The organism is Dehalobacter sp. DCA, from assembly GCF_000305775.1.
In the GTDB taxonomy this organism is placed as follows: Bacteria; Bacillota; Desulfitobacteriia; order Desulfitobacteriales; family Syntrophobotulaceae; genus Dehalobacter; species Dehalobacter alkaniphilus.
Genome location: NC_018866.1, coordinates 2,010,494 through 2,033,710, shown reverse-complemented (window position 1 = coordinate 2,033,710; position 23,217 = coordinate 2,010,494). Strand labels below are relative to the sequence as shown.

The window sequence follows — 23,217 nt, the reverse complement described above, 5'->3', positions numbered from 1 at the left end:
GCGGAGAGGTTGGAGTGCAGCTAAGGGGTTCTTATCAGATTGCTTAAAGCAAAGGCGCTTTTTAGGACGGGTTTTTACCTGGAATAAGGAGCGCCTTTTGTTTTTATAAAAACTTTATAAAAGGAGGAAGTCGAAATGAAAATGGTCAGAGCAATTGTCAGACCGGAGAAGAGTGAAAGCATTGCTGAAAAATTAGCAGAAACCGGGATCGTATCCATGACCAAGATGCATGTATTTGGACGGGGAAAAACCAGAGGCCTGCAGGTAGGGGATATTAACTACGATGAGTTTCCCAAAGTAATGATGATGATCGTCGTTTCCGACGAGGAGCTGGAAAAAACAGTTGAAGTCATTCTGGAAAATGGCAGGACTGGGAATATTGGTGACGGAAAAATATTTATCTCTGCTGTTGAAGCAGCATACACAGTACGTACTGGTGAAGAGGCACTGTAAAGGAGTGAGAGCAGATGAAAGAAATCATAGCCATCATAAGACGACATCAGGTGCCTTCTTCCAAAAAAGCTTTGGAGGAAGCCGGCTTCAATGCACTCACGATTCAAAGTGTTGAAGGGCGCGGGAAACAGAAAGGAGTAGGCGGCTGGGCTGCGGAGGTTGATCCGATGCTGAATCCGCTGCTCAAATATGAAACTCCGGTAGCGGAAGCAATCATGAAATGGATTCCGAAACGAATGCTGCACCTGGTCGTTCAGGATGATGAAGCAGAGACTGCAGTGAAGACCTTAATCAAAGCCAATCAGACCGGACACATTGGAGACGGAAAGATCTTTGTTTGCCCGTTAGAGGAAGTATTCAGATGAGAACCGAAGAAAACGGCCCGAGAGCAGTTTCCTAAGGAGCATCAGAAGTTTCTGTACCCCGTGTCCAATGGCTCAGCGCCAGCCATGTTTTTATAAATAGAGAGGAGAAATGATTATGCGACAAATAGCGATTTACGGTAAAGGGGGTATCGGCAAGTCCACTACCACACAAAATACGGTGGCAGCCTTAGCCGAAATGGGAAAGAAAATCATGATTGTCGGCTGTGATCCTAAAGCAGACTCGACGAGACTTATCTTAAATATTAAAGCCCAGACCACCGTGATGGATATGGCCAGAGACAAAGGATCAGTCGAAGACATCGAACTGGAGGATGTTCTCTACACAGGATACGGAGATGTACGCTGCGCTGAATCCGGAGGTCCTGAACCGGGTGTCGGCTGCGCAGGACGCGGTGTTATCACGGCAATTAACTTTCTGGAAGAGAATGGAGCCTATACGCCTGATTTGGATTACGTTTTTTATGACGTTTTGGGCGACGTTGTTTGCGGCGGATTTGCGATGCCGATCAGGGAAAATAAAGCCCAGGAAATCTATATCGTTTGTTCCGGGGAGATGATGGCGATGTATGCGGCTAACAACATAGCCAAAGGGATTCTCAAATATGCCACTTCCGGAGGCGTTCGCTTAGCCGGTTTGATCTGCAACAGCCGGAATACGGATAAAGAGTATGAACTAATTGATGCTTTAGCCAAACGCTTAAATACGCAGCTGATTCATTTTGTTCCGCGCGATAACGAAGTCCAGAGGGCGGAACTCCGTCGACAGACCGTGATTCAATATAACGATAAGCATATACAGGCTGATGAGTATCGGGCCCTGGCTAAAAAAATTGATGAGAACAAAAATCTGACAATACCGACGCCATTGACGATGGATGAATTGGAAGAACTTCTAATGGAGTTTGGGATTATCGAAGATGAAGAGACAGCTGCAGCCAAACTGGGATAAGCTCACTGTTTCAAACAAAAACAAATAAAAATACAGAGCCAAGAAATCAATGATTATTGTTAACGGAGGTGATCGCGGTGAATGAAAGACCAAATGAAACGATGGTCGAAGAAGTATTATCCATATATCCTGAAAAAGCGCAAAAACTAAGAGCCAAGCACCTTGCTGTCAAAGATGAAGGTTGTTCCTGCGCCATCAAGTCCAATATCAAATGCATACCAGGACTTATGACAGCCCGCGGTTGCGCCTACGCCGGTGCCAAAGGAGTTGTCTGGGGCCCGATTAGAGACATGATTCATATTTCCCATGGTCCCATCGGGTGCGGATATTATTCCTGGGGAATGCGGCGTAACCTGACGCAAGGGGTTGTCGGCGTTGAAACCTTTTCGCCGATGATGTTTTCTTCGGACTTTTCCGAAAGCAACATCGTTTATGGCGGAGATAAGAAACTGGCACAAGTCATGAAAGAGGTCAAAGAACTATTTCCGACAGTTCAGGGAATTTCCATCTGTTCCGAATGTCCTGTCGGACTCATAGGCGATGACATTGAGAGTGTTGCCAAGAAAGCCAACAAAGAATTGGAACTGCCGATTGTACCCGTCCGCTGTGAAGGTTTCCGGGGAATCAGCCAGTCTTTGGGCCATCACATTGCCAATGACGCTGTGCGGGACCACCTGCTCGGCAAGCGGGAACGTCCCGGGGAAGTCGGGCCTTATGATATTTCCTTAATCGGTGACTATAATATTGGCGGTGATGCCTGGGCCTCCAAGAAGATCCTTGAAGAGATGGGATTGAACGTTAAAAATGTTTGGACAGGTGACGGCACGACCGAAGGAATGATGGCTGCGCACCAAGTCAAGCTGAATCTCATTCACTGCTACCGCAGTATGAACTATATCTGCCGGCATATGGAAGAAACCTGGGGCATACCCTGGATGGAATTCAACTTCTTCGGACCGACCAAAATTGCCGAATCCATTCGTAAAATTGCAGCCATGTTTGATGAGACGATCCAGAATAAAGGCGAAGAAGTCATTGCCAAATATCAGCCCATGATGCAGAAAGTGATTGACACCTATCGTCCCCGTCTGGAAGGCAAAAAGGTCATGCTGTATGTCGGAGGACTCCGTCCCCGCCACACCATTGGTGCCTATGAGGACCTCGGCATGGAGGTTGTCGGGACGGGTTATGAATTTGCGCATAAAGACGATTATGATCGTACTTTCCCGGAAATGACCAATGAAACACTTATTTATGATGACATCACCGAGTATGAGCTGGACGAATTTGTTAAGAGAATCAGACCCGATTTGGTCGGTTCGGGGATTAAAGAAAAATACGTCTTTGAAAAAATGGGCGTTCCGTTCCGTCAAATGCATTCCTGGGATTATTCCGGACCTTATCATGGTTATGATGGATTTCCGATCTTTGCCCGGGATATGGACATGGCCGTCAACAGCCCAACCCGGTCTTTAACGAAAGCACCGTGGAACAAAGAGAAGGAGGTGCGTTAAATGAGCAACGCTGAAAAATGTATGACAAACAACTGCACAACAACCGAATGTACAACGTGTACGCCAAACATGGATACACAGGCCGTATTAGACTGGATGGCTACAGAGGAATATAAAGAAAAGAACTTTGCCAGGGAAGCATTGGTCATTAACGCCCCCCGGACCTGTCAGCCTTATGGTGCAATGCTCTGTGCCTTAGGAATCGAAGGCTGCCTGCCTTTCCTGCACGGGTCTCAGGGATGTGCCGCCTACTTCCGCTCCGCGCTGACCCGTCACGTCAGAGAGCCGGTACCGATGGTCTCGGACTCCATGACGGAAGATGCCGCTGTTTTCGGCGGTCAGGCAAACCTGATTGAGGGTCTGAAAAATGCCTATACCACCTATAAGCCCTCGATTATCGCAATGTTCTCCAGTTGTATGGCTGAGGTTATTGGTGATGATATGAAGTCGTTCATTATTAATGCCCGTACTCAGGGAGCAATTCCGGAGGACTTCCCGATTGCCTATGCCAACACGCCCAGTTTTGTCGGCTCTCACATCACCGGCTATGATAACATGCTGAAAGGGTTACTCAATTCGCTTGCGGATACCCGCAATGGCAAATGGACCAATGGCAGACTTTATGTGGTTCCTGGTTTTGATCTTTATGCAGGGAACTTAAGAGAATACAAACGGATGATTAAAGCCATGGGCATTTATATGACCATGCTGCCTGACCCGACTGAAGTTTTGGATTCACCGAATACCGGAGAATACAAAATGTACCAACCGGGAACATCGATGGGAGAGCTTGCTGATGCGCTTAATGCATCCGGATTCCTCTTTCTGCAAAAATACGCCACGATGGCTTCACAAAAATTTGTAAAAAATGTTCAAAAGATTACAAGTGAAGCAGTTACAATGCCGATTGGCGTACAAAATACCGACGCATTTCTGATGACACTCCAACAGATGACCGGCAAAGCTATTCCCGCAGAGTTGGAAGCAGAAAGAGGCCGGGCGGTGGATGCGGCCATTGATGCTCATCAGTATATCCACGGTAAACGGTTTGCCCTTTATGGAGATCCAGACCTTCTGATCGGCTTAGTCGGTTTCTTGTTAGAAATGGGCACCATGCCAGTGCATATTCTTTGTGGCAACGGTTCGGAGGCTTTCCGTAAGGAAATGGAAGGACTGCTCGCTGCCAGTCCTTTTGGCTCGGAAGGGAAAGTCTATGTTGGCAAAGACCTCTGGCATATGCGGTCTTTATTGTTAACAGATCCGGTCGACATGCTGATCGGAGATACACATGGCAAACAAATTGCCAAAGATGCCAACGTTCCGCTGGCCCGCATCGGTTACTTCATGACAGACCGTGTTCACCTCCACCGTCAGCCGATTATTGGCTATCAGGGTACAATTAACCTCATAACCATGCTTGCGAATATGTTCATCGATGAATATGACCGTAATTGTCCAAGTGAACGTTTCGAGATGCTGCGCTAAGCAATGAAAAGGAGGGGAAAGAATGCTTGTTGCTTTTGCTACCACCGGAGGAGAGAAGATCAATGCTCATTTTGGGTTGGCAACATCCTTTGCTGTCTACAATGTTACTTCGGTCAGCAGTGAATTTGTCCAAATGATTAACCTTCCGGAACAGGTACTGGAAGATGATAAAATTGAGGTCCGGGCGGAAATGCTGAAGGAATGTACAGTGGTATATTGTACCCATATTGGAGGTCCGGCTGCAGCCCGTCTGGTACAGAGCAGTATTCAGCCGCTGAAAGCTGTTGAGGGAACACCGATTGAGAGTGAGCTGCAGCGACTGGAGAATATGATCAAAGAGACCCCTCCGCCCTGGCTGCGCAAACGTCTTATGGAAGAGATGAAAAATAAGGAGGAATCATGTCTATGCCCTTGTACCAAGGATTGAACTATGGCGGTTCGGAATGGACCCCTCAGTTTATCAAAGATATTGATCAGGAAACATGTATAGGTTGTGGACGCTGCGTTAAAGTTTGCTCCCAAGGTACGCTAGGTTTTGGCAATTTGAATGACGATGAGGATGCCGACAGAATGCAGTCTAAAATTGACAATAAAAATAATTGCATCGGTTGCATGGCTTGCGGTAAAACCTGTGTTAAAAAAGCAATCCGTTTTGAAGCTAAAGTGATCAAATACTGAGGTATGTCCTCTTTGAAGGGTATCTGAAAAGCAGAGGTGAAAGAGATGGATGCAAGAAAGTCCAATCCGGCGATTGAGGAAAGAAAACATTCGATCCTAACCAAGGGAGAACAAAATCAACAGTTAAAATGCAATACAGACAGTGTAGCGGGCTGTGTCAGCCAGCGGGCCTGTGTCTATTGCGGAGCCAGGGTTGTCTTAAATCCGATCACGGATGCGGTTCATCTCGTTCACGGTCCCATAGGCTGCGCCAGTTATACTTGGGATATCAGGGGAAGTCTGACAAGCGGGGCGGATTTATTCCGCTTCAGCTTTTCCACTGATTTGCAGGAGATGGACGTGATCTTCGGCGGAGAGGGAAAACTCACCCGGGCCATCGATGATCTGGTGGAAAAGTATCATCCTCCCCTGATTTTTGTTTATTCCACCTGTATCGTAGGGGTCATCGGGGATGATCTGGAAGCAGTCTGCAAAGCTGCGGCCCAAAAGCATGGAATTGAAGTGATCCCTGTTCAGTCCAGCGGTTTTATCGGCAGCAAATCCGCCGGGTATAAAGCAGCCTGTGACGCACTCCTGCGCCTGATACAGGTCCCTCAGGGAGAGGAAATCCAAAAAGGCAATGCTATTAATTATCTTGGTGAATTCAATTTGGCCGGGGAACTCTGGATCATAAAAAACTATCTCCAACGTGTGGGGATAAAACTGAATGTAGCTTTGACCGGGGACTCAAGCTATAAAAATTTGAAAAAAGCGACGAAGGCGTACTTGAATATTGTTCAGTGTGCCGGTTCGATGAATTATATAGCCAGTCAAATGAAAGAACTGTATGACATTCCTTACCTGAATATCTCATTTATCGGAATTGAAGATACATCAGAATCGATTCGCAAGATAGCCAGGACCTTTCAGGACTTGGAGATGATGCGTAGGACAGAAGAACTTATTCAGGCAGAGACTGCAGCGATTTTACCGCAAATAGCGTATTATCGCAGCAAACTGCAAGGGAAAAAGGCCGCGATTTATGTCGGCGGCGGCTTCAAAGCAATTTCCCTGATTAAACAATTCGGGGAACTGGGGATCGATGTGGTCATGGTAGGGACCCAAACCGGCCGCCAGGAAGAATATGACACAATCAACAACTTAGTCAGCAAAGGGACGGTCATCATGGATGATACCAACCCCTCCGAGCTCGAACGATTTATCATGGAAAAAGAAGCAGATTTGCTGGTAGGCGGGGTTAAAGAACGGCCGCTGGCCTATAAAATGGGTATTGCCTTCATCGACCATAATCATGACCGGAAGCATCCGTTAAGCGGATATGTCGGCGCTGTTAATTTTGCCAGGGAAGTATACGCTACCGTATGCTCTCCGGTTTGGAAATATCGGGAACAGGGGGGAGAACCATGAAAAAACAAGCAAGCAATTACCGTAATGTCAGTGAGAACCCCTGTAACATGTGCATGCCGTTAGGGGGAATACTGGCTTTCAAAGGAATCGAGGGTTCAATGACAGTGCTCCATGGCTCCCAGGGCTGTGCGACCTATATGCGGAGAACGATATCTGAACATTACGAAGAACCTGTTGACGTTGCCTCTTCCTCCCTCAACGAAAAAGGAACCGTTTTTGGCGGTGAAGACAACCTGAAAAAGGCTTTGGAAAATGTCCGCCTGATTTATAACCCGCAAATTATCGGGGTGCTGACCACCTGCTTGGCCGAGACCATCGGAGAAGATATTGGCCGGATTACCTCCCGATATTTGCAAGGACAAGAAATCACTGGTTTGCCGATTATTAATGTTCCGACGCCGGGATATGGCGGTTCCCATTCAGAGGGGTACTGGCTTACGGTTTACCGGATTGTCTGTTTTCTGGCAGAAAAAACGGCAAAACACAATAAAGTCAACGTCATCGTTCCCCATATCAGTACGGCTGATTTGAGGGAAATCAAACGGCTGCTGGCAGCGATGGGCATTGATTATACCCTGCTTCCGGATTATACCGATACCTTGGATGCCCCTTACAGCAAGCCCTATCAGAAAAGCCCGGCTGGAGGAACAAAAATTGAAGAAATCCGGAAAATGTCTGGAGCCAGAGCTACACTGGAAATGGGGATCACGATCGATGACGCCCAGTCTGCCGGAAAATATTTACGTGATGAATTTGGTGTTCCCTTATTTCGCGTTCCCCTGCCGGTTGGGATCGAAAATACCGATTTATTTTTCTCAACACTCAAGGAGATCGCAAATTACGGTACGGAATCTGCCGGTATGAAATCTTCCGGCACAGATCTTCCGGAAGAGATCAAAAAGGCCAGAGGACGATTGCTGGACGGGATGTTTGATTCCCATAAACACAATTTTGAAGGGCAGGCCGTCATTTTTGGGGAGCCTGAACAGGTTTACGCCGTGACCAAGCTTTGTCTGGAAAACGGTATAAAACCCGCGATTATGGCCACCGGCAGCAGGACAAAAAAGATTGAACAGATATTGCAGCAAGAATTTGACAAGCTCAGTGACTTTGACTCTGAATATAGCATTTTAGGAGACACTGATTTTTCCCATATCCTGGAGCAATGTAAAAATCGGAAGATTAATATAGCCATCGGTCATTCTGAGGGAAAGATCTTAACAGAAAGAGCGGAGATCCCGCTGGTACGCTTTGGCTTTCCGGTCATTGACCGAGTTGGGGGACAGCGGATTTTATCCGTTGGTTATGAAGGAAGCCTTCGTTTTCTTGACCGTATTACCAATACGCTATTGGAAAACAAGTACAAGAATTATCGTGCTAATATGTTTGCATTATTTTATGAAGCGAAAGTCAGGTGAGTGTAATGAACAGAAACCTTACAGAGAGAATAAGTAAACATCCTTGCTACTCATCAGAAGCCCAGCATCAATACGCTCGAATTCATCTGCCTGTTGCTCCTATGTGTAATATCAGCTGCAATTACTGCAGCAGAAAGTTTGACTGTGTCAACGAAAGCCGGCCTGGAGTGACCAGCGAAGTTTTAACACCGGAAAAGGCCTTGGAAAGATTTCAGATGGTTAAGAAACAACTAGGCAACTTGACGGTGGTTGGAATTGCCGGACCAGGCGATGCGTTGGCGAATTGGCAAAAAACAAAAAAGACGCTTGAACTGATCCGCCAGGAAGACCCGGACACCACGTTCTGTCTTTCCACGAACGGGCTCCTTTTGCCCGAGCTGGTTGGAGAGTTGGCAGAACTAAACCTTCAGCATGTTACGGTAACGATCAACAGTCTGGATCCCAAGATAGGGGCAAAAATTTATCGGCGTGTAAATGACCACAGTCGTATTTATACCGGAGAAGAAGGGGCAGAACTGCTGATTGCCCGTCAGCTTCAGGGAGTTAAGGAGTTAGTCAATAACGGCGTATTGGTGAAAGTGAACATTGTGATGATGGAAGGAATCAATGATCACGGGATCCCGGAAGTTGTTAGGAAGGTTAAAGAGCTTGGTGCTTTTACGACCAATATTATGCCATTTATACCCGCAGAGGGCAGCAGGATGGCAAACCATCCGCCAACCAATACACACAAAATCATGAATATGAGAAAACAATGCGGAGCGTATCTGCAGCAAATGTCTCATTGCAAACAATGCCGGGCCGATGCCATCGGCCTGTTAGGTCAGGATTGCTCCGCCAAGTTTATTGAAGGACGCCAAAAATGCAGTTACCAAAAAGATGTTGGATAAGCCATGGAGGGGGAGTCTAAATGGCGCATGAAATCGCTGTAATTTTAGACAAATCAGGAAACACGGCCACCCTGAGCGTTCAAGGGAAAGTGGTACTTTTCAGCAGAAAAATGGGGGAGTGGAAGATCTCGCGCGTGCGGGAATTCACACTTTCTGATGTGCAGGGCATGTCGGATCTTCGCTGCAAGATGGACGAACTAAAGGAATTCTTAGGCGATTGCTCAAATTTTGTGGCCTTAAAAATGGAAGGCCTTCCGGGAAGCATTCTGGAAAAAAACCAATGCAATGTTTGGGAGCGGACAGGAGATCCGGCTGATTTTCTGGACGAAATCCGGTTATCCATTGAACAATCCTCAGATGAAGTTGAGAAATCAGGAGAACAGCAAAATAGCTATTCCGTAAATTACGTGGAGAAATCACCCGGGAATTATGTGGTGATTATTAAAGATATTCAAGAGAAGGATCTTGGGATTACTTCAAAACAAGCCCTTCTGCCTTTTCTAAAAAAAGGTGGGTTCAAAACGCTGGAAGCAACCTTCAATCATCTTCCACCGTGGTTAGAACAGGAATTGGTAATGCATAACCTCAAGCAGCAAGTGCTCGAGGAAGGGGAAGGGCTGGTAAAGATATTAATCGATCGCGGTCGTTGAGTGAGGAGGTGGAGTTGATGAACGAACCCGCTGAAATTGCCGTATTCCTTGGAAAAAAAGGAGAAACCACGAAATTCTATGGCAATGGAAAAATCGTGGTTTTCGAGCATGACGGAATCGCGTGGAAAAGAACGCGCGAGAGGGAGTTTTCGCTTCAAGAAGTCCATGGTCAGATCGGTATACGGAAGAAAATGGATGAGATCATAGCATTTTTAGACTCCTGCAAAGTCTTTGTTGGAGCCAGTTTAACGGATATCCCCAATCATTTTTTAGAAAAAAACAAATTCAGTGTCTGGGAATGCGATGGCAGTCCGGATGACTTTTTAGACCAGGTCTTATTCCGGGAAAAGCATAGCGGCAAAAAAAACCGGTACCCCCGGTATATTCGGAAATTTGGAGCCGGTCAGGTCAAAATAATCTTAGAAGATAAACTGCGGACATTACCTGAAAGGAGAAAAAAAGGTGAGGAAGATTGACCTATTTGATACTACATTAAGAGACGGAGAACAATCGCTGGATACGACCATGAGCTGCTCTCAAAAATTAGAAATCGCCAGACAGCTGTCGAAGCTGGGGATTGACATCATTGAAGCAGGTTATCCGGCTTCTTCACCGGGTGATTTTAAGTCAGTTAAAATAATCAGTCAGGAAATCCGGGGATCCATTGTTTGTGGTCTGGCAAGATGTGTACAGAAGGATATCGATTTTTGTGCAGAGGCAATGCAAGATGCAAAAAATTCCCGGATAAACTTAGGATTGGCAGTTTCCCCCATTCATATGGACAAAAAGCTGAGATTAAGACCCGATCAGGTTATAGAAAAAGCGGTCTGGGCAGTTAAATATGCAGGAAAGACTTTCAATGATGTGCAGTTTTTCTTTGAGGATGCATTTCGCAGTGAATTTGGCTTTTTGGTCCGAATAATGGAAAGCGTGATTGAGGCCGGGGCGACAGTCGTCACAATTTCCGATACCGTGGGGGTCGGTATGCCCTGGAAGTGCGGAGAACTCATCCATAAGATTAAAGAAACGGTTAAACATATCGAAAAGGTCCAATTGAGCGTTCATTGCCATAATGATTTAGGTCTGGCTGCTGCAAATTCTTTAACGGCTATAATTGCAGGTGCAGATCAAGTAGAAGGTACGATCAATGGTATTGGAGAGAGGGCTGGAAATGCTTCACTGGAGGAAATCATTACGGCTCTTTTTATGGAACAAAGTTCTGCGGGTATAAGCACGGGCGTTCAGATCAAAGAGATATACGAAACAAGTAAAATGGTATCCAGAATCACGGGGATACCCATTCCCAGATATAAGGCGGTTGTAGGAGAAAATATGTTTTGCCATGCATCGGGCATTCATCAGGACGGGGTGATTAAAGAGAAGATGACCTACGAACCATTCAGTCCTGAAATGATTGGAGCGCCTGCGGGAAAGATCGTTCTTACAGCGAGGTCAGGCCGAAATGCCTTAAAGCATAAATTAAAAGAGCTTGGCATTGAGTATCGCCAAGCAGAATTGGAACAAATCTATGGAGCTTTTATTCAATTGGCAGATAAGAAAAACAGATCGTTAACTGAACATGATCTTATCAGTTTAGTACCTTGTAACCCCTAAAATTGTAATATAATGGTGAGCAGATTTCTTTTAAGACAAGGCGGAGGTTTGAGCCATACCGAGCGTATGGCGATTGACGACAACGCAGTATGAAAAGAAATCCGCCGCCAGGATATATAAGATTTAGGGGTTACATGGTACTAGTCACTTTGTGACGTCTTTTATCTGAAACTTTTTGCTTGCTAAAGCTTTTTACGCAGACATATCAGCTGGGTGTAATCCCATCTGATTTTTTTATAGAAGTCCAACGACGGTGTATTGTTTTTGTCAGCTAACAGCTGTAACCGGCTCGCACCTTTTTCTGCCGCCCATTCTTCGATCGAAGAAATCAGCTGTTTTCCCAGCCCTTTTCCGCGATGTTCCGCATCCACAATCATGTCTTCAATTAAAGCAACCGGCCCGCCCTCGGCAGTAGATACAAGCATTTGACATGTAACCATACCAATGATTTTATTATTCATAGCGGCAACAAGAATACAGCGGTTCGTGCTGTCATTCAGCATCATTTCCAAGCCGCCTCGTTGTTTTAACGCATTGGCTTCAAAATCGTTTTCTATGGAGAATAAGATTGTCAGTAAGCGAATGAGATCTGGGATGTCGGTATCTTCAGCTTTTCTGATTGTGTAGTTTCGTAGCATAATCAAACTTCCTTAGCGTTCAACTTTTCCTTATTATAACATACATTTTACAACAGCCGAAAGCGTCCATCCATTACGGAGACTAACCCGAGCAAAGCTAAATGAGTGTCGCTGCGGTGGTTATAGTGTTTTATTGACAATGTCCGCATTGTCTACTATAGTAACGTTGATAGTTTTATCAAGACACAGATCATAGCAGAGGGTGGAGATTTTTATGCATTCAGCTTCCCAGGACAGAGCGCCTATTTATGAAGCCCTTCAAAAATATAAAGCAATGCGGATCGTACCGTTTGATGTGCCTGGGCACAAACAAGGGAGAGGCAACCCGGAGCTCAGGGAGTTTCTCGGGGAAAGGTGCCTTTCTGTTGATGTCAATGCCATGAAACCTTTAGATAATCTTGGACATCCTGTTTCGGTCATCAAAGAGGCAGAGGAACTTGCTGCGGATGCCTTTGATGCCTACCATGCTTTTTTTATGGTCAATGGAACGACCTCGGCAGTTCAGGCGATGATCATGAGCGTATGCAAACAGGGTGATAAGATCATTATGCCGCGCAATGTTCATAAAAGTGCCATTAATGCACTGATTATCAGTGGAGCCATCCCGGTATATGTGAATCCGGGAGTCAATAATGCGCTCGGCATACCTTTGGGAATGTCGATCAGCGAAGTGAAAAAAGCGATGGAGCAGCATCCCGATGCAAAGGCTATTTTTATTAATAATCCTACCTATTATGGAATATGTTCAGACTTAAAGACCATTACCGAACTTGCTCACCAAAAAGGTATGTTTGTACTGGTTGATGAAGCCCATGGCACCCATTTTTACTTCGGTGAAAACCAACCGCTGAATGCCATGGCTGCAGGGGCAGATATGGCGGCGGTCAGTATGCATAAAACTGGAGGAAGCTTAAGCCAAAGCTCTTTTTTGTTAATTGGCAGCCGTTTAAATATTGGACATGTCCGGCAGATTATTAATCTGACCCAGACGACCAGCGCTTCTTACCTGCTTTTGTCTTCTTTGGATATTTCCAGACGCAATCTTGCGCTTGACGGGAAAAATATCTTTGCCAAAGTAACTTCCCTGGCCAACTATGGACGCGACGAAATTAACAAAATTGGCGGATATTATGCATTCTCGAAAGAACTGATCAATGGAGATTCAATTTTTGATTTTGATACGACCAAGCTTGTCGTACATACCCGGGATATAGGGCTTGCTGGAGTCGAGGTCTACGATATACTTCGGGACAATTACGATATCCAGATCGAATTCGGCGATATTGGAAATATTCTGGCGATTATCTCTGTCGGCGACAGGGCGCTGGCTTTGGAGCGTTTGGTCTCGTCTTTGTCGGAGATCAAAAGGCTTTATATGCGTGATAAGACAGGTATGTTTGATCATGAGTACATTACGCCTGATGTCGTCATGGCTCCGCAGCGCGCGTTTTATTCAGAACAGCATTCCCTGCCTATAAGAAAGAGCGCGGGACAAATCAGCGGGGAGTTTGTGATGGCCTATCCCCCGGGAATTCCAATACTCGCGCCTGGAGAGCGGATCACTGAGGAAATCATTGATTACATTGTCTATGCCAAGAGTAAAGGAAGTTTTCTTACCGGGACGGAAGATATGTTTATTGAAAATATCAGGGTTGTGGGGGAATGAAATATGGAATTATGGTATACGGAACAGCATACCCAAAACGTCCGTTTTACCATCAAAGTCGATGAACAGCTCTATAACGGACAGAGTGAATACCAACGAATTGACGTCTTTAAGTCCAAGGAGTTCGGCACGTTCTTAACGCTGGATGGGCTGATGATGGTTACAGAAAAAGACGAATTTATTTATCATGATATGATTGTGCATGTCCCTATGGCAACGAATCCAGGGATTAAGAACGTCATGGTTATTGGTGCCGGAGATGGCGGCACTGTCAGAGAGCTTACCCGTTATAACGGGATTGAAAACATCGATATGGTGGAAATTGACAAGATGGTGGTCGACGTGTGCCGGGAATATCTGCCTCAGACAGCCAGCAAGCTAGATGACCCCAGGGTGCATCTTTATTTTGAGGACGGACTGAGATTTGTCCGTTCCAAGGAGAACACCTATGACCTTGTGATTGTTGATTCTACCGATCCATTCGGGCCGGGGGAAGGACTCTTTACCAGAGAGTTTTATGGCAACTGCTTTAAAGCCTTAAAAGAAGACGGCATTCTGGTCAATCAGCATGAAAGCCCTTACTATGATGCGTATGCGCAGGCCATGCAAAGGGCCCATAAACGCATTCAGGAATATTTCCCGATTTGTAAGGTATATCAGGCCCATATTCCAACCTATCCTTCGGGCCACTGGTTATTTGGTTTTGCTTCTAAAAAATATGACCCAGTAATGGATGTCAAAGAAGAAACCTGGAATCAACTCGGGATCAAAACAAGGTATTATAATACGGATATCCACAAAGGAAGCTTTGCGCTTCCGACTTATGTGAAGGACCTCTTGACAGATACCGCGGAGTAAAAGCAGAGTGATATCAGTACGTGCACACTTTTCAGTAATGACATATTGCATAAATAATCGCCCTGGAGCTCAAGAGACTTCAGGGCGATTTAATTCTGACACTGTGTTTGGGTAATTCTGTGGACTAAAGACTAACTAAAATATTTTTGGGCCTGTCTGCGTGCCACAATATCCGCGTGCCATGGATGGCACAATCCGAAGAAAGAGCCGCGCTTCGCCATCCAGGCTCCGCTCGTCGCGGAACTGTGATACGCAGACTGATCAGAGGGTTATTCAAGCAGGTCTGCATGTCAGAATACAGCTCGTTATTTGTGTAGTAACTTTAAGAACTTTTACTAGACAGCGATTCCAAAACAAGGTTAACTTCAAAAAAACTTTCATAAACTCCAGATTAGGTCTTCGTAATGGATGGCCAGCGCCAAGCGGAGCATGGATTGCGGAGCGCGGCTGTTTGTGCCAGGGAGGGCACAAGAGCCGAAAGCGGCCATCCATTACGGAGACTAGCCCGAGCAAAGCTATCATTGTTCTCAACGGGATATAGAAATCGGTCTGCTAGGCATTTAAATGCTTCTGTAAAGTTTCGATATGGTGATACTCATCGCTTAAATTCTTTTGGATTACAGCGAGTGTTTCGGGCTCCCATTTCGCTGAATTGATGATTTTCTGATAGTCGGTCACGGCTTTTTGTTCTGTCCAGATCCCGGCATTCAGCATTGATTTTTCTCCCCGCAGGCGGCTGAAAAGACCAATGAACTTCCGACAAGCCAGAATAACCACCGTAAAGGGCTTGGGCTCCAGCCATATTCATAAAGTTTGATCTGATAATCCTGGACATGGGTCATCTCATTGGCCATGGCCTGAATGATCAATGATAGATCAATTATATCGGCTGGAAAAGTAAGGTACAAGAACCATCCTTTGATAATTTTCTGGTTTTAATTAATAAGCATTTAAGTTATGATGTAAATGGAAATAGTATAAAGGTCCTAGGAGAAAAGGCCAAAGTCCCGGATAAATAGCCTATTAGTCCTATTGGCCCGAATGGTTCGAAGAATCGAGCCAGATCAGTTATTAAATACTTCGTATTTTTAACACAATCACGACAAATTTTATCTAAAATATTCCAGAAACGATCAAAAAAAAATAAAGGATATAAAATTTTTTTCAAGAATTAATCAATTAAAATATTTCCACAAAAAATAAAAAATGGGATAAAAAGGAATTATGGACGAGATCAATCGGTATAAGGATAATTGGAGACGAAAACTTTTTTTGTATAATGCCTGTATAATCGGAGCTTTTGTTATTGTCTATTTGTTTATTGGGGATAATGATAAGCTGTTTTTTTGGCTGCCAATCATTATTATTTTGTTTATATTCTCCTTTACTTTAAATGTGGGGATGCATAAGGAGATTCATAAAAAACGAATGATAGAAAATGCCTTGAAGCAAAGTGAAGCGTTGTACCGTGGGGTAATAAATAATGCAGCCGCAGGAATTGCCTTGCTGAACCAGGATGGGCATTATCATTACGTAAATGCGACCCTGTGCCGGATGACTGGTTTCTCACAGGAAGAGTTAATAAGGTTAACCTTTTTTGATTCGATTGTGCCTGAGGACCGGCAGGAGAGCATCATACATTGCAGGGAAGTATGGGAAGGCAAAGACGCGTGGAAGAAATGTGAGAAACAATTCCGATGCAAAGACGGACAGTCTTTATGGGCGGAAATCAATTTATCCACAGTTCGTGACAGCGAAGATAATGTTATTCATCTAATCATGATTGTTCTGGACATTACGGTCAGGAAAAAGTTGGAGAAGGAATTGCTGCACCAGGCAACCACAGACTTCCTGACGGGCATTGACAACAGGCTTGCTTTTATGCAAAAAGCGCAGGAAGAATTTTCGCGCTCGGAGAGATATAAGCGGAATTTTACGATGCTTTTGATTGATATTGATAAATTTAAAAGTGTGAATGATCAGTATGGACATCTGGTCGGTGATCGGGTGCTAAAAGAGGTCGTCAAAGCTTTTAAGCTGGTTTTGCGCGATATGGATATCCTGGCCCGGATCGGGGGAGAGGAATTCGCGGTAATTCCAGTAGAATCCGACCTTATAATGGCCCAAGCTGTAGCCGAGAGAATCCAGCAGAAAGTCCTTGATGTCGTCATAGAAATGGAAAATACAGAAAAGATCCAGGTTTCTGTCAGCATCGGAATTGCTGAAAAGAAAGAACTGGACCTCGGTGTTGATAATATATTCAAAAGAGCGGATGATGCACTTTATGAGGCTAAAAACACAGGCCGGAACAGGATTGTCGTAGGAAACGAATTAGTTGAAGATATGGGAGTTTGTTATGGTGATCCATGATATAACGATCCCGCTTTTTCCGGGAATGGTTTCTTATCCCGGGGATCCGCCGTTTCAATCAGAACCGGTGTATTCCCTAGACAAGGATGGATATCGTCTTTCGATGCTTTCGATGGGCTCCCATTGTGGAACCCATCTTGATGCGCCGTCTCATTGCCTAACAGGAGGAGGATCTGTTGACAGGATTCCTCTGGAGTTGCTTATCGGAGCGGCCAGGGTAATTGAAGTGGCGGCTGCGGGGAGTATCCTGCCTGACCATCTGATCCCCAAAGGAATCCGAGAAGGGGAAAGGATCTTATTCAAAACCCGGAACTCAGGCCTTTTAAAGGACAATGCGTTTCAGCCGGAGTATACATATCTTTCTTCCGAAGCCGCTGAATACCTTGCAGCCAAAAAAGTACAATTGGTTGGGATCGATTACTTGTCCATTGATGATTCTACGAGCAGCGCTTATTCAAGTCATACCATTCTGCTTTCCGGAAACAGTGCAGTATTAGAAGGACTAGACTTATCGGAAGTTAATGAGGGAGATTACTTTCTTGTTGCACTGCCTCTAAAAATAAGAGACTGCGACGGCAGTCCCGTAAGAGCGGTTTTAATTGAAGGAATGAATCCATAAACAATCAATCAGGGAGAAAGATGTTCGAGCCCCTGGGTCAGTATCCGATAAACATGATCGTCACTCAAAGAATAAATACTTGTCTTACCGGCCCGGCGTACCTTGACCAATTTGTATTGCCGGAGAATCCTCAATTGGTGGGAGACGGCCGACTGGCTCATACCTAAAATTTCTGCCAGTTCATTTACATAGAGCTCATGATCCAATAATGCAAAAAGGATACGTATTCTGGAGAAATCCGCAAATACCTTATAGAAGTCTGCCAGTTCCATCGATAATTCTATACCTGGAATGTGTTTCTGGGGCTGTTCCGGGACAGGGGCGTGAAATACCGACATTTTGGCCGCCTCCTAAAGCAAAATAAATGAGTGATGTACATATGCGCATATATGCATATGTACATATTTATAATACTAAGTGTTGTAGGGACTGTCAATACCTTTGAGGCAAAAGTCATTTGAATCTTCCAGGTTTGAATATACTGTTGAAGCTATCCCTGAACTGCGTAAACAGCAGCCCTCCGAGGAAGATCAGCCCAGCAAATCCGATCAAAGGATATATGGCAGAGACTGCCGCGGAAAAACCGTACTGGGCAGCGATAATTGCACCGATGGAAGCAAGGGTAGCACCAAGAATCCTTTGCTTGTTATCGTAAGCAATCCTGGCTGTAAAGCCGTAGAGAATACTTACGGCAGTTGTATAGATTTCCAGAAGCAAAATTAGCCCGTAAGCATACCCTACCAGTGGATTCAGTCTGGTAGCGAGAAATACCATGGGAACCTGAAAAGGAAGAATTTCCGGAGACCCGCAGATAATTGCCAGATTAATTGCCAGAATCCCGGCACCCAGGCCTAGACCACCCAGCAGGCCACCCCAAACAAGACTCTTTTCACTCCGGCCTTCCACACCTAAAGGGGACAGGATAGCTACAGAAAGTACAATATTATAAGAAACATAGAGTATAGCTGCCGTGGACCAATGGGTTGCTGTCGGAGATTCTAACGATCCAAGCAGTGCAATTTTGGATGGCGTGATTGGATCGAGGACAATCGAGATTATAGCAACACTGAAGACGGCAAGAAGCAGAAAAGGTACAACCAAACCAATGGCGCGTATGACGTTTCTGACCCCGGAAATGACGGTGAGAAACGCAAGCAGAATAACGGTAATACTGCCCAGAAGCGGGGAAAAGCCAAGCTGCTCTTCAACGACAGCTCCGGATCCCGCAGCCATGACGATCAGGACACCCAAGAAGCTTAAGGTAATAAACCAATCCATTAAAATCCCAAGAGGCTTCCCAAATGTGAATCTGACCAGTTCCAGGTGCGAATCGGCATTTTGTTCTCTGGATATCCGCATGATGAGAATCCCAAAATAACAAAATAAGACAGTGCACACGGCGATACCGGCAAAACCTTTTGTTCCAAATACAGTAAAGAATTGGAGAACCTCCTGTCCGGTCGCAAACCCTGCTCCGACAATTGTTCCGATGAAGGCGGCTGCAATTGAAACTGTGGAAAACTGTTTTGTATTTTTCATACTTCACCTGCTTTCCCTCTGAACATAGGGTTCTAGGAACAATATCCTTAAAGATTATTATGTTAAATATCTCTGGAAATGAACTTCAACGCATGCAGAATAGGTAATAATGGTGTAGAATAATATAGGCACAAAGGAATTAGTTTGAATGCTTATGGGGGGTAAAAATGTCACCGGAAAAGAAAAAAATATATGCTGTCATCATCATTGCTGTTTTTTGCCTGATTATTGTCACGGGGATAGGAAATTTCCGAGCCAAACAGCTCGCACTAGATTTGGCAGGCCAACGGGTCAGCAACACGCTTACTCTGGCCGTGGCTGATTTTGATAACGAAAGGCTGCAGGAGCTTATTCAAACGCAGAATCAGCAGAATGCTTATTACGGAGAACTTCGGGCGAAGCTGATGCAGTTAAAGACAGAGCACCAGCTCGAAAATATTTACATGTTGTACAAGGATGAGCAGAATAAGGCCTGGTTTTACGTTGTTGATGCGAGGGTCGAGGATGACCCGGCACATTTGTCTTTGGGACAATTGGAGAACAACGCCTCGTCGGCAGTAGAGAACACGCTGAAGGGCAAAGTTGTCCAGGGAGAATATCACACGACTTCACTGGGGACATTCGTATCGAGTTACCAGGAAGTGAAGGATGCCGGAAAGACATATGCTGTTCTGGCAGGGGATATCGATGTTAAGAATGTGACAGAATTCCTGTACTTAACCAGATATGTACAATTCGGGATCATGGCAGTTAGTTTGCTGCTGATTGGCCTTATCGTTTATTTAAGCGGCAGAAAAAATATCAATTAGACAAGAAACAATGTAATTCTAACCAATATAAGAATATATAAGAATAGATAAGAATAAGAAAATTCCTTACCGGAAATATTAGGAAGGATGATGCATATATTTCCAGGGGGGGATTTTTCTTTTGAATGATTATTATTTAGAAGTTGGAACTTCTGATTATAAAGAAGAGCTTTCTCAAGCAGTGCACGATTTGTACCATAAAGACGGGCTGCCGATTGAAATATCTGAAGTCTGCCGTGAGCCAAACTATCTGGTCAGCTTCATTTATGCCAATTTGAAGGGGAAAAATGTCCGGAATGAGCTTACCGTCAAAATCGTTCAGTACTATATTGCCCATGCGCTGGGAAGCGTTGTTCTTCAGGGATGGGAAGAACGTTTTATCAGAAAAAAATTAAAAAATGACTACAACATGTTCGGGAGCGAAATGGACGAGGCTTATCCCAAGGTTGCCGGATATCTGAATGACCAGGCAGAGACTGGTTTTCTTCGGCTTAGAAACAGAATCCTGGTAAAGTCCATTCTGGAATTTTTGAATGACCATCAAAGAATTGATCTGGAAGGATTTATGAATTTCAGATCGGGTCAATATAAGAGAGAATTAAAGAAACAGATTGCGCGTGCTGTGAATGTTTATGCCCTCCAGCAGGAGCATGAAAGCTTTGTACGACTCCTGAAAAGATTTTTTGAATCCCAGCGGGATAACAAAAATACGATGCATATGGTCATTAATCACAAAGATGAAGTGGCATTTTACGATGACAACCATTCCGTTCTGATAAATTCCAGTGCTGAAAGCGAAGATCACCCCATCAGTGTTTTGCTGAAACGCTCTCCGAATCGCCTGATTGTTCATGTTGCAGCAGAAAAACAGTCCGGAATCGCCCGGATCGTTCAGGAAGTTTTTGGTGATAAGATGACCTATTGCCGGGGATGCAGCCTGTGTAAAGAGAACTGATTGACAACATACTTTAAGTGGTATAATCTAAGACTATATATAAGGAATAATGAAGGCACGATGAAGAGGACAGTATCCTAATCGTTCGCATTTAGAGAGAAATGCCCTGGGCTGTGAGCATTTTTGCGATATTTGGGAAAAGACCGCCTCCGAGTTCCTCGCCGAACATGATTTGCGTAGGCTGGACGTTTATCCGCGTTAAGGATGCCAAGGAAAATTAGCTGCCGGTATAGTAGGCGGTCATATTTTTGAATTTGGGTGGAACCACGGGTTTCTATCGCTCTCGTCCCATAGGAAGGACGGGAGCTTTTTAGTATTAATACCAAAGAAGTTTGAATGGATGAATCATGAATAAAAACAAGGAGTGATAGGATCATGTTAAATGTAACCTTAAAGGATGGTTCGGTTCGTCAAGTGGAACAGGGTTCAACTGTTCTGGAATTGGCTGCTTCTATTTCTCAGGGTCTGGCCAGGGTCGCGGTTGCAGGCAAGGTGGACGGGGAGGTCAAAGACCTCTCGTTTCCGATAGAAGATCACGCTAACGTAGAAATACTTACGCTTGATAATGAAGAGGGACTGGAAGTAATGCGCCATTCTGCTTCTCACCTTTTGGCTCAGGCTGTGAAGAATCTTTTCCCGGGAACCATTCTGGGTATCGGTCCCGCGATTGCGAATGGTTTTTACTATGACTTTGACTCTGAATACACGTTCACCCCCGAGGATTTAGGCAAGATTGAAGAGGAGATGCGCAAACTGGCGAAGAATGATTATAAGTTTGAACGCCGTGAGGTTGCGCGCGAAGAAGCGATTGACTATTTCCAAAATAAAGGGGAAAAATATAAAGTAGAACTCATCAACGACCTTCCTGAAGACGTCGGAATATCGATGTACACGCAGGGGGATTTTACAGACCTCTGTGCCGGACCGCATGTTCCCGGAACAAAGGTATTGAAGGCCTTCAAATTGCAGAGCCTGGCTGGTGCATACTGGCGCGGCAGTGAGAAAAACAAAATGCTTCAGAGAATCTACGGTTTAGCTTTTGCCAAGACCTCTGATCTTGATGATTATTTATTTAAGCTTGAAGAAGCCAAAAGGCGTGACCACCGGAAGCTTGGGATGGAGCTTGACCTTTTCAGTCTGCACGATGAAGGTCCCGGCTTCCCGTTCTTTCATCCGAAGGGTATGGTCTTAAGGAATACGCTGGAAGATTTCTGGCGCAGAGAGCACCAGAAGAGAGGCTATGTCGAGATCAGAACGCCTATCATCTTGAATACAGCTCTCTGGCAGCAGTCCGGGCACTGGGATCATTATAAGGAAAACATGTATTTTACGAAAATAGACAATGAGGACTATGCCGTTAAACCGATGAACTGTCCGGGTGGCATGATTATGTACAAAACTAAACTGCGCAGCTACCGGGACTTGCCGATCCGCTGCGGAGAACTAGGTCTTGTGCACAGGCATGAACTATCGGGTGCTCTTCATGGTTTGTTGAGAGTAAGAAACTTTACGCAGGATGATGCCCATATTTTTATGCTGCCGTCCCAGATCAAAGATGAGATCATTGGTGTCATTAATTTAGTTGATTATTTTTATAAGATATTTGGTTTTGCGTACCATGTTGAGCTTTCCACCCGGCCGGAGGATTCCATGGGTTCAGATCAGGATTGGGAAATGGCGACAAATGCGCTGAAGGAAGCGTTGGAAGCCAAAGGGATGGATTACAAAATTAATCCTGGTGATGGAGCCTTCTACGGACCGAAAATTGATTTTCACCTGAAGGATTGTCTCGACAGAACTTGGCAGTGCGGAACCATCCAGTTGGATTTCCAGATGCCGGAACGGTTCGACCTAACCTACATTGGGGAAGACGGGGATAAACACCGTCCTGTCATGATTCACAGGGTCGTTTACGGCAGCATTGAGCGTTTTATTGCACTTCTGACCGAGCAGTACGCCGGTGCTTTCCCTGTTTGGCTTTCGCCTGAGCAGGTGCGCATTCTGCCGATCAGTGACAAGCACAGCGCCTATGCTGAAAAAGTTAAGGGACTGCTTATGGACCGGGATATCCGCGCCGCGCTTGATGAACGCCGGGAGAAAATCAACTATAAGATCAGGGAAGTACAGACCGATAAAATACCTTTTGCTTTGGTCGTCGGCGATAAAGAAGCCGAAGAGGGTACGGTATCCGTCCGCCGTTATGGAGAACAGAAGACCAACGTCATGGAATTGGAAGATTTTATTTCCTTGATTCTGGACGAAATAAACACCAAAAAAATTCCTGCAGGCAATCAGGCTTGAACACTGGATTGACCAGCG

25 protein-coding genes and 1 other annotated feature are annotated in these 23,217 nt (G+C 45.1%); of the genes, 20 read left to right on the top strand and 5 right to left on the bottom strand.

The genetic code is table 11. From position 1 onward, the window contains the following. Positions 1–135 precede the first annotated feature (135 nt). The 13 genes from DHBDCA_RS09800 (at position 136) to DHBDCA_RS09740 (ending at position 11,444) form a co-directional block, all read left to right on the top strand. Positions 136–453, top strand: coding sequence for a P-II family nitrogen regulator (locus tag DHBDCA_RS09800; protein ID WP_015044058.1), 318 nt, complete (start codon positions 136–138; stop codon positions 451–453). A 14-nt stretch (positions 454–467) separates the two neighbouring features. Continuing rightward, the gene (locus DHBDCA_RS09795) at positions 468–818 is read left to right on the top strand and encodes a P-II family nitrogen regulator (RefSeq protein ID WP_015044057.1); all 351 of its coding nucleotides are present in this window, start codon (positions 468–470) and stop codon (positions 816–818) included. A gap of 109 nt (positions 819–927) precedes the next feature. Then, on the top strand, positions 928–1,788 hold the full coding sequence (gene nifH / locus DHBDCA_RS09790; protein ID WP_343205462.1) for a nitrogenase iron protein: 861 nt from the start codon (positions 928–930) through the stop codon (positions 1,786–1,788). Between the two features lie 101 nt (positions 1,789–1,889). Continuing rightward, positions 1,890–3,302: a nitrogenase molybdenum-iron protein alpha chain gene (gene nifD / locus DHBDCA_RS09785; RefSeq protein WP_193352153.1), complete on the top strand. Its 1,413-nt coding sequence runs from the start codon at positions 1,890–1,892 to the stop codon at positions 3,300–3,302. A gap of 69 nt (positions 3,303–3,371) precedes the next feature. Next, positions 3,372–4,787 carry a nitrogenase molybdenum-iron protein subunit beta gene (nifK, locus tag DHBDCA_RS09780; RefSeq protein WP_193352152.1) on the top strand — a complete coding sequence of 472 codons (1,416 nt, stop codon included), beginning with the start codon at positions 3,372–3,374 and terminating at the stop codon, positions 4,785–4,787. 22 nt (positions 4,788–4,809) lie between these two features. After that, a complete protein-coding gene (gene nifX / locus DHBDCA_RS09775) occupies positions 4,810–5,214 on the top strand; it encodes a nitrogen fixation protein NifX (protein WP_015044053.1) in 405 nt (134 codons plus the stop codon). After that, on the top strand, positions 5,187–5,465 hold the full coding sequence (locus tag DHBDCA_RS09770) for a 4Fe-4S dicluster domain-containing protein (RefSeq protein ID WP_021315210.1): 279 nt from the start codon (positions 5,187–5,189) through the stop codon (positions 5,463–5,465). The genes nifX and DHBDCA_RS09770 overlap by 28 nt, the downstream gene beginning before the upstream one ends. A 45-nt stretch (positions 5,466–5,510) precedes the next feature. Further along, the gene (nifE, locus tag DHBDCA_RS09765) at positions 5,511–6,872 is read left to right on the top strand and encodes a nitrogenase iron-molybdenum cofactor biosynthesis protein NifE (protein ID WP_015044051.1); all 1,362 of its coding nucleotides are present in this window, start codon (positions 5,511–5,513) and stop codon (positions 6,870–6,872) included. Beyond that, entirely contained in the window at positions 6,869–8,290 is a 1,422-nt protein-coding gene (locus DHBDCA_RS09760; protein WP_015044050.1) for a nitrogenase component 1, read from the top strand. Before nifE ends, DHBDCA_RS09760 begins: the two co-directional genes overlap by 4 nt. Before the next feature lie 5 nt (positions 8,291–8,295). Beyond that, positions 8,296–9,180 carry a nitrogenase cofactor biosynthesis protein NifB gene (gene nifB, locus DHBDCA_RS09755; protein ID WP_081580528.1) on the top strand — a complete coding sequence of 295 codons (885 nt, stop codon included), beginning with the start codon at positions 8,296–8,298 and terminating at the stop codon, positions 9,178–9,180. Between the two features lie 20 nt (positions 9,181–9,200). Beyond that, positions 9,201–9,830 carry a Fe-only nitrogenase accessory AnfO family protein gene (locus DHBDCA_RS09750; RefSeq protein ID WP_015044048.1) on the top strand — a complete coding sequence of 210 codons (630 nt, stop codon included), beginning with the start codon at positions 9,201–9,203 and terminating at the stop codon, positions 9,828–9,830. 17 nt (positions 9,831–9,847) lie between these two features. Then, on the top strand, positions 9,848–10,306 hold the full coding sequence (locus tag DHBDCA_RS09745; protein ID WP_015044047.1) for a Fe-only nitrogenase accessory AnfO family protein: 459 nt from the start codon (positions 9,848–9,850) through the stop codon (positions 10,304–10,306). Beyond that, on the top strand, positions 10,293–11,444 hold the full coding sequence (locus DHBDCA_RS09740) for a 2-isopropylmalate synthase (protein WP_015044046.1): 1,152 nt from the start codon (positions 10,293–10,295) through the stop codon (positions 11,442–11,444). Before DHBDCA_RS09745 ends, DHBDCA_RS09740 begins: the two co-directional genes overlap by 14 nt. A gap of 182 nt (positions 11,445–11,626) precedes the next feature. Here the strand turns inward: DHBDCA_RS09740 and DHBDCA_RS09735 are convergent, their stop codons facing one another. Beyond that, complete coding sequence (locus tag DHBDCA_RS09735) at positions 11,627–12,082, bottom strand: GNAT family N-acetyltransferase (protein ID WP_021315745.1); 456 nt, start codon at positions 12,080–12,082, stop codon at positions 11,627–11,629. Positions 12,083–12,296: 214 nt separating this feature from the next. On the opposite strand from DHBDCA_RS09735, the gene DHBDCA_RS09730 reads away from it, so the two are divergent. Together DHBDCA_RS09730 and speE are read left to right on the top strand one after the other, a co-directional pair. Continuing rightward, positions 12,297–13,748, top strand: a complete 1,452-nt coding sequence (locus tag DHBDCA_RS09730) for an aminotransferase class I/II-fold pyridoxal phosphate-dependent enzyme (protein WP_015044044.1) — start codon at positions 12,297–12,299, stop codon at positions 13,746–13,748. Positions 13,749–13,751: 3 nt separating this feature from the next. After that, positions 13,752–14,606 carry a polyamine aminopropyltransferase gene (gene speE / locus DHBDCA_RS09725; protein ID WP_015044043.1) on the top strand — a complete coding sequence of 285 codons (855 nt, stop codon included), beginning with the start codon at positions 13,752–13,754 and terminating at the stop codon, positions 14,604–14,606. 552 nt (positions 14,607–15,158) lie between these two features. On the opposite strand, the gene DHBDCA_RS15465 is transcribed toward speE, so the two are convergent. Both DHBDCA_RS15465 and DHBDCA_RS09720 read right to left on the bottom strand, forming a co-directional pair. Continuing rightward, positions 15,159–15,320, bottom strand: coding sequence for a hypothetical protein (locus tag DHBDCA_RS15465; RefSeq protein WP_015044042.1), 162 nt, complete (start codon positions 15,318–15,320; stop codon positions 15,159–15,161). After that, positions 15,314–15,514 carry a hypothetical protein gene (locus DHBDCA_RS09720; protein WP_015044041.1) on the bottom strand — a complete coding sequence of 67 codons (201 nt, stop codon included), beginning with the start codon at positions 15,512–15,514 and terminating at the stop codon, positions 15,314–15,316. The genes DHBDCA_RS15465 and DHBDCA_RS09720 overlap by 7 nt, the downstream gene beginning before the upstream one ends. 316 nt (positions 15,515–15,830) lie before the next feature. Here DHBDCA_RS09720 and DHBDCA_RS09715 point away from each other — a divergent pair, with 316 nt between their 5' ends. Together DHBDCA_RS09715 and DHBDCA_RS09710 are read left to right on the top strand one after the other, a co-directional pair. Beyond that, positions 15,831–16,976 (top strand): GGDEF domain-containing protein, encoded by a 1,146-nt coding sequence (locus DHBDCA_RS09715; protein WP_242824891.1) that lies wholly within the window; start codon positions 15,831–15,833, stop codon positions 16,974–16,976. After that, complete coding sequence (locus DHBDCA_RS09710) at positions 16,963–17,595, top strand: cyclase family protein (protein WP_015044039.1); 633 nt, start codon at positions 16,963–16,965, stop codon at positions 17,593–17,595. The genes DHBDCA_RS09715 and DHBDCA_RS09710 overlap by 14 nt, the downstream gene beginning before the upstream one ends. An 8-nt stretch (positions 17,596–17,603) precedes the next feature. On the opposite strand, the gene DHBDCA_RS09705 is transcribed toward DHBDCA_RS09710, so the two are convergent. Together DHBDCA_RS09705 and DHBDCA_RS09700 are read right to left on the bottom strand one after the other, a co-directional pair. Next, on the bottom strand, positions 17,604–17,933 hold the full coding sequence (locus DHBDCA_RS09705; RefSeq protein ID WP_015044038.1) for an ArsR/SmtB family transcription factor: 330 nt from the start codon (positions 17,931–17,933) through the stop codon (positions 17,604–17,606). Positions 17,934–18,048: 115 nt separating this feature from the next. Next, positions 18,049–19,134 (bottom strand): YkvI family membrane protein, encoded by a 1,086-nt coding sequence (locus DHBDCA_RS09700; protein ID WP_015044037.1) that lies wholly within the window; start codon positions 19,132–19,134, stop codon positions 18,049–18,051. Positions 19,135–19,301: 167 nt separating this feature from the next. On the opposite strand from DHBDCA_RS09700, the gene DHBDCA_RS09695 reads away from it, so the two are divergent. The 3 genes from DHBDCA_RS09695 (at position 19,302) to thrS (ending at position 23,199) form a co-directional block, all read left to right on the top strand. After that, complete coding sequence (locus DHBDCA_RS09695) at positions 19,302–19,943, top strand: hypothetical protein (RefSeq protein WP_015044036.1); 642 nt, start codon at positions 19,302–19,304, stop codon at positions 19,941–19,943. A 121-nt stretch (positions 19,944–20,064) separates the two neighbouring features. Next, positions 20,065–20,898: a putative sporulation protein YtxC gene (locus tag DHBDCA_RS09690; RefSeq protein WP_015044035.1), complete on the top strand. Its 834-nt coding sequence runs from the start codon at positions 20,065–20,067 to the stop codon at positions 20,896–20,898. A gap of 51 nt (positions 20,899–20,949) precedes the next feature. Further along, positions 20,950–21,192, top strand: a binding site (T-box leader). An 81-nt stretch (positions 21,193–21,273) separates the two neighbouring features. Further along, positions 21,274–23,199, top strand: coding sequence for a threonine--tRNA ligase (gene thrS / locus DHBDCA_RS09685; RefSeq protein ID WP_015044033.1), 1,926 nt, complete (start codon positions 21,274–21,276; stop codon positions 23,197–23,199). Positions 23,200–23,217 lie beyond the last annotated feature (18 nt).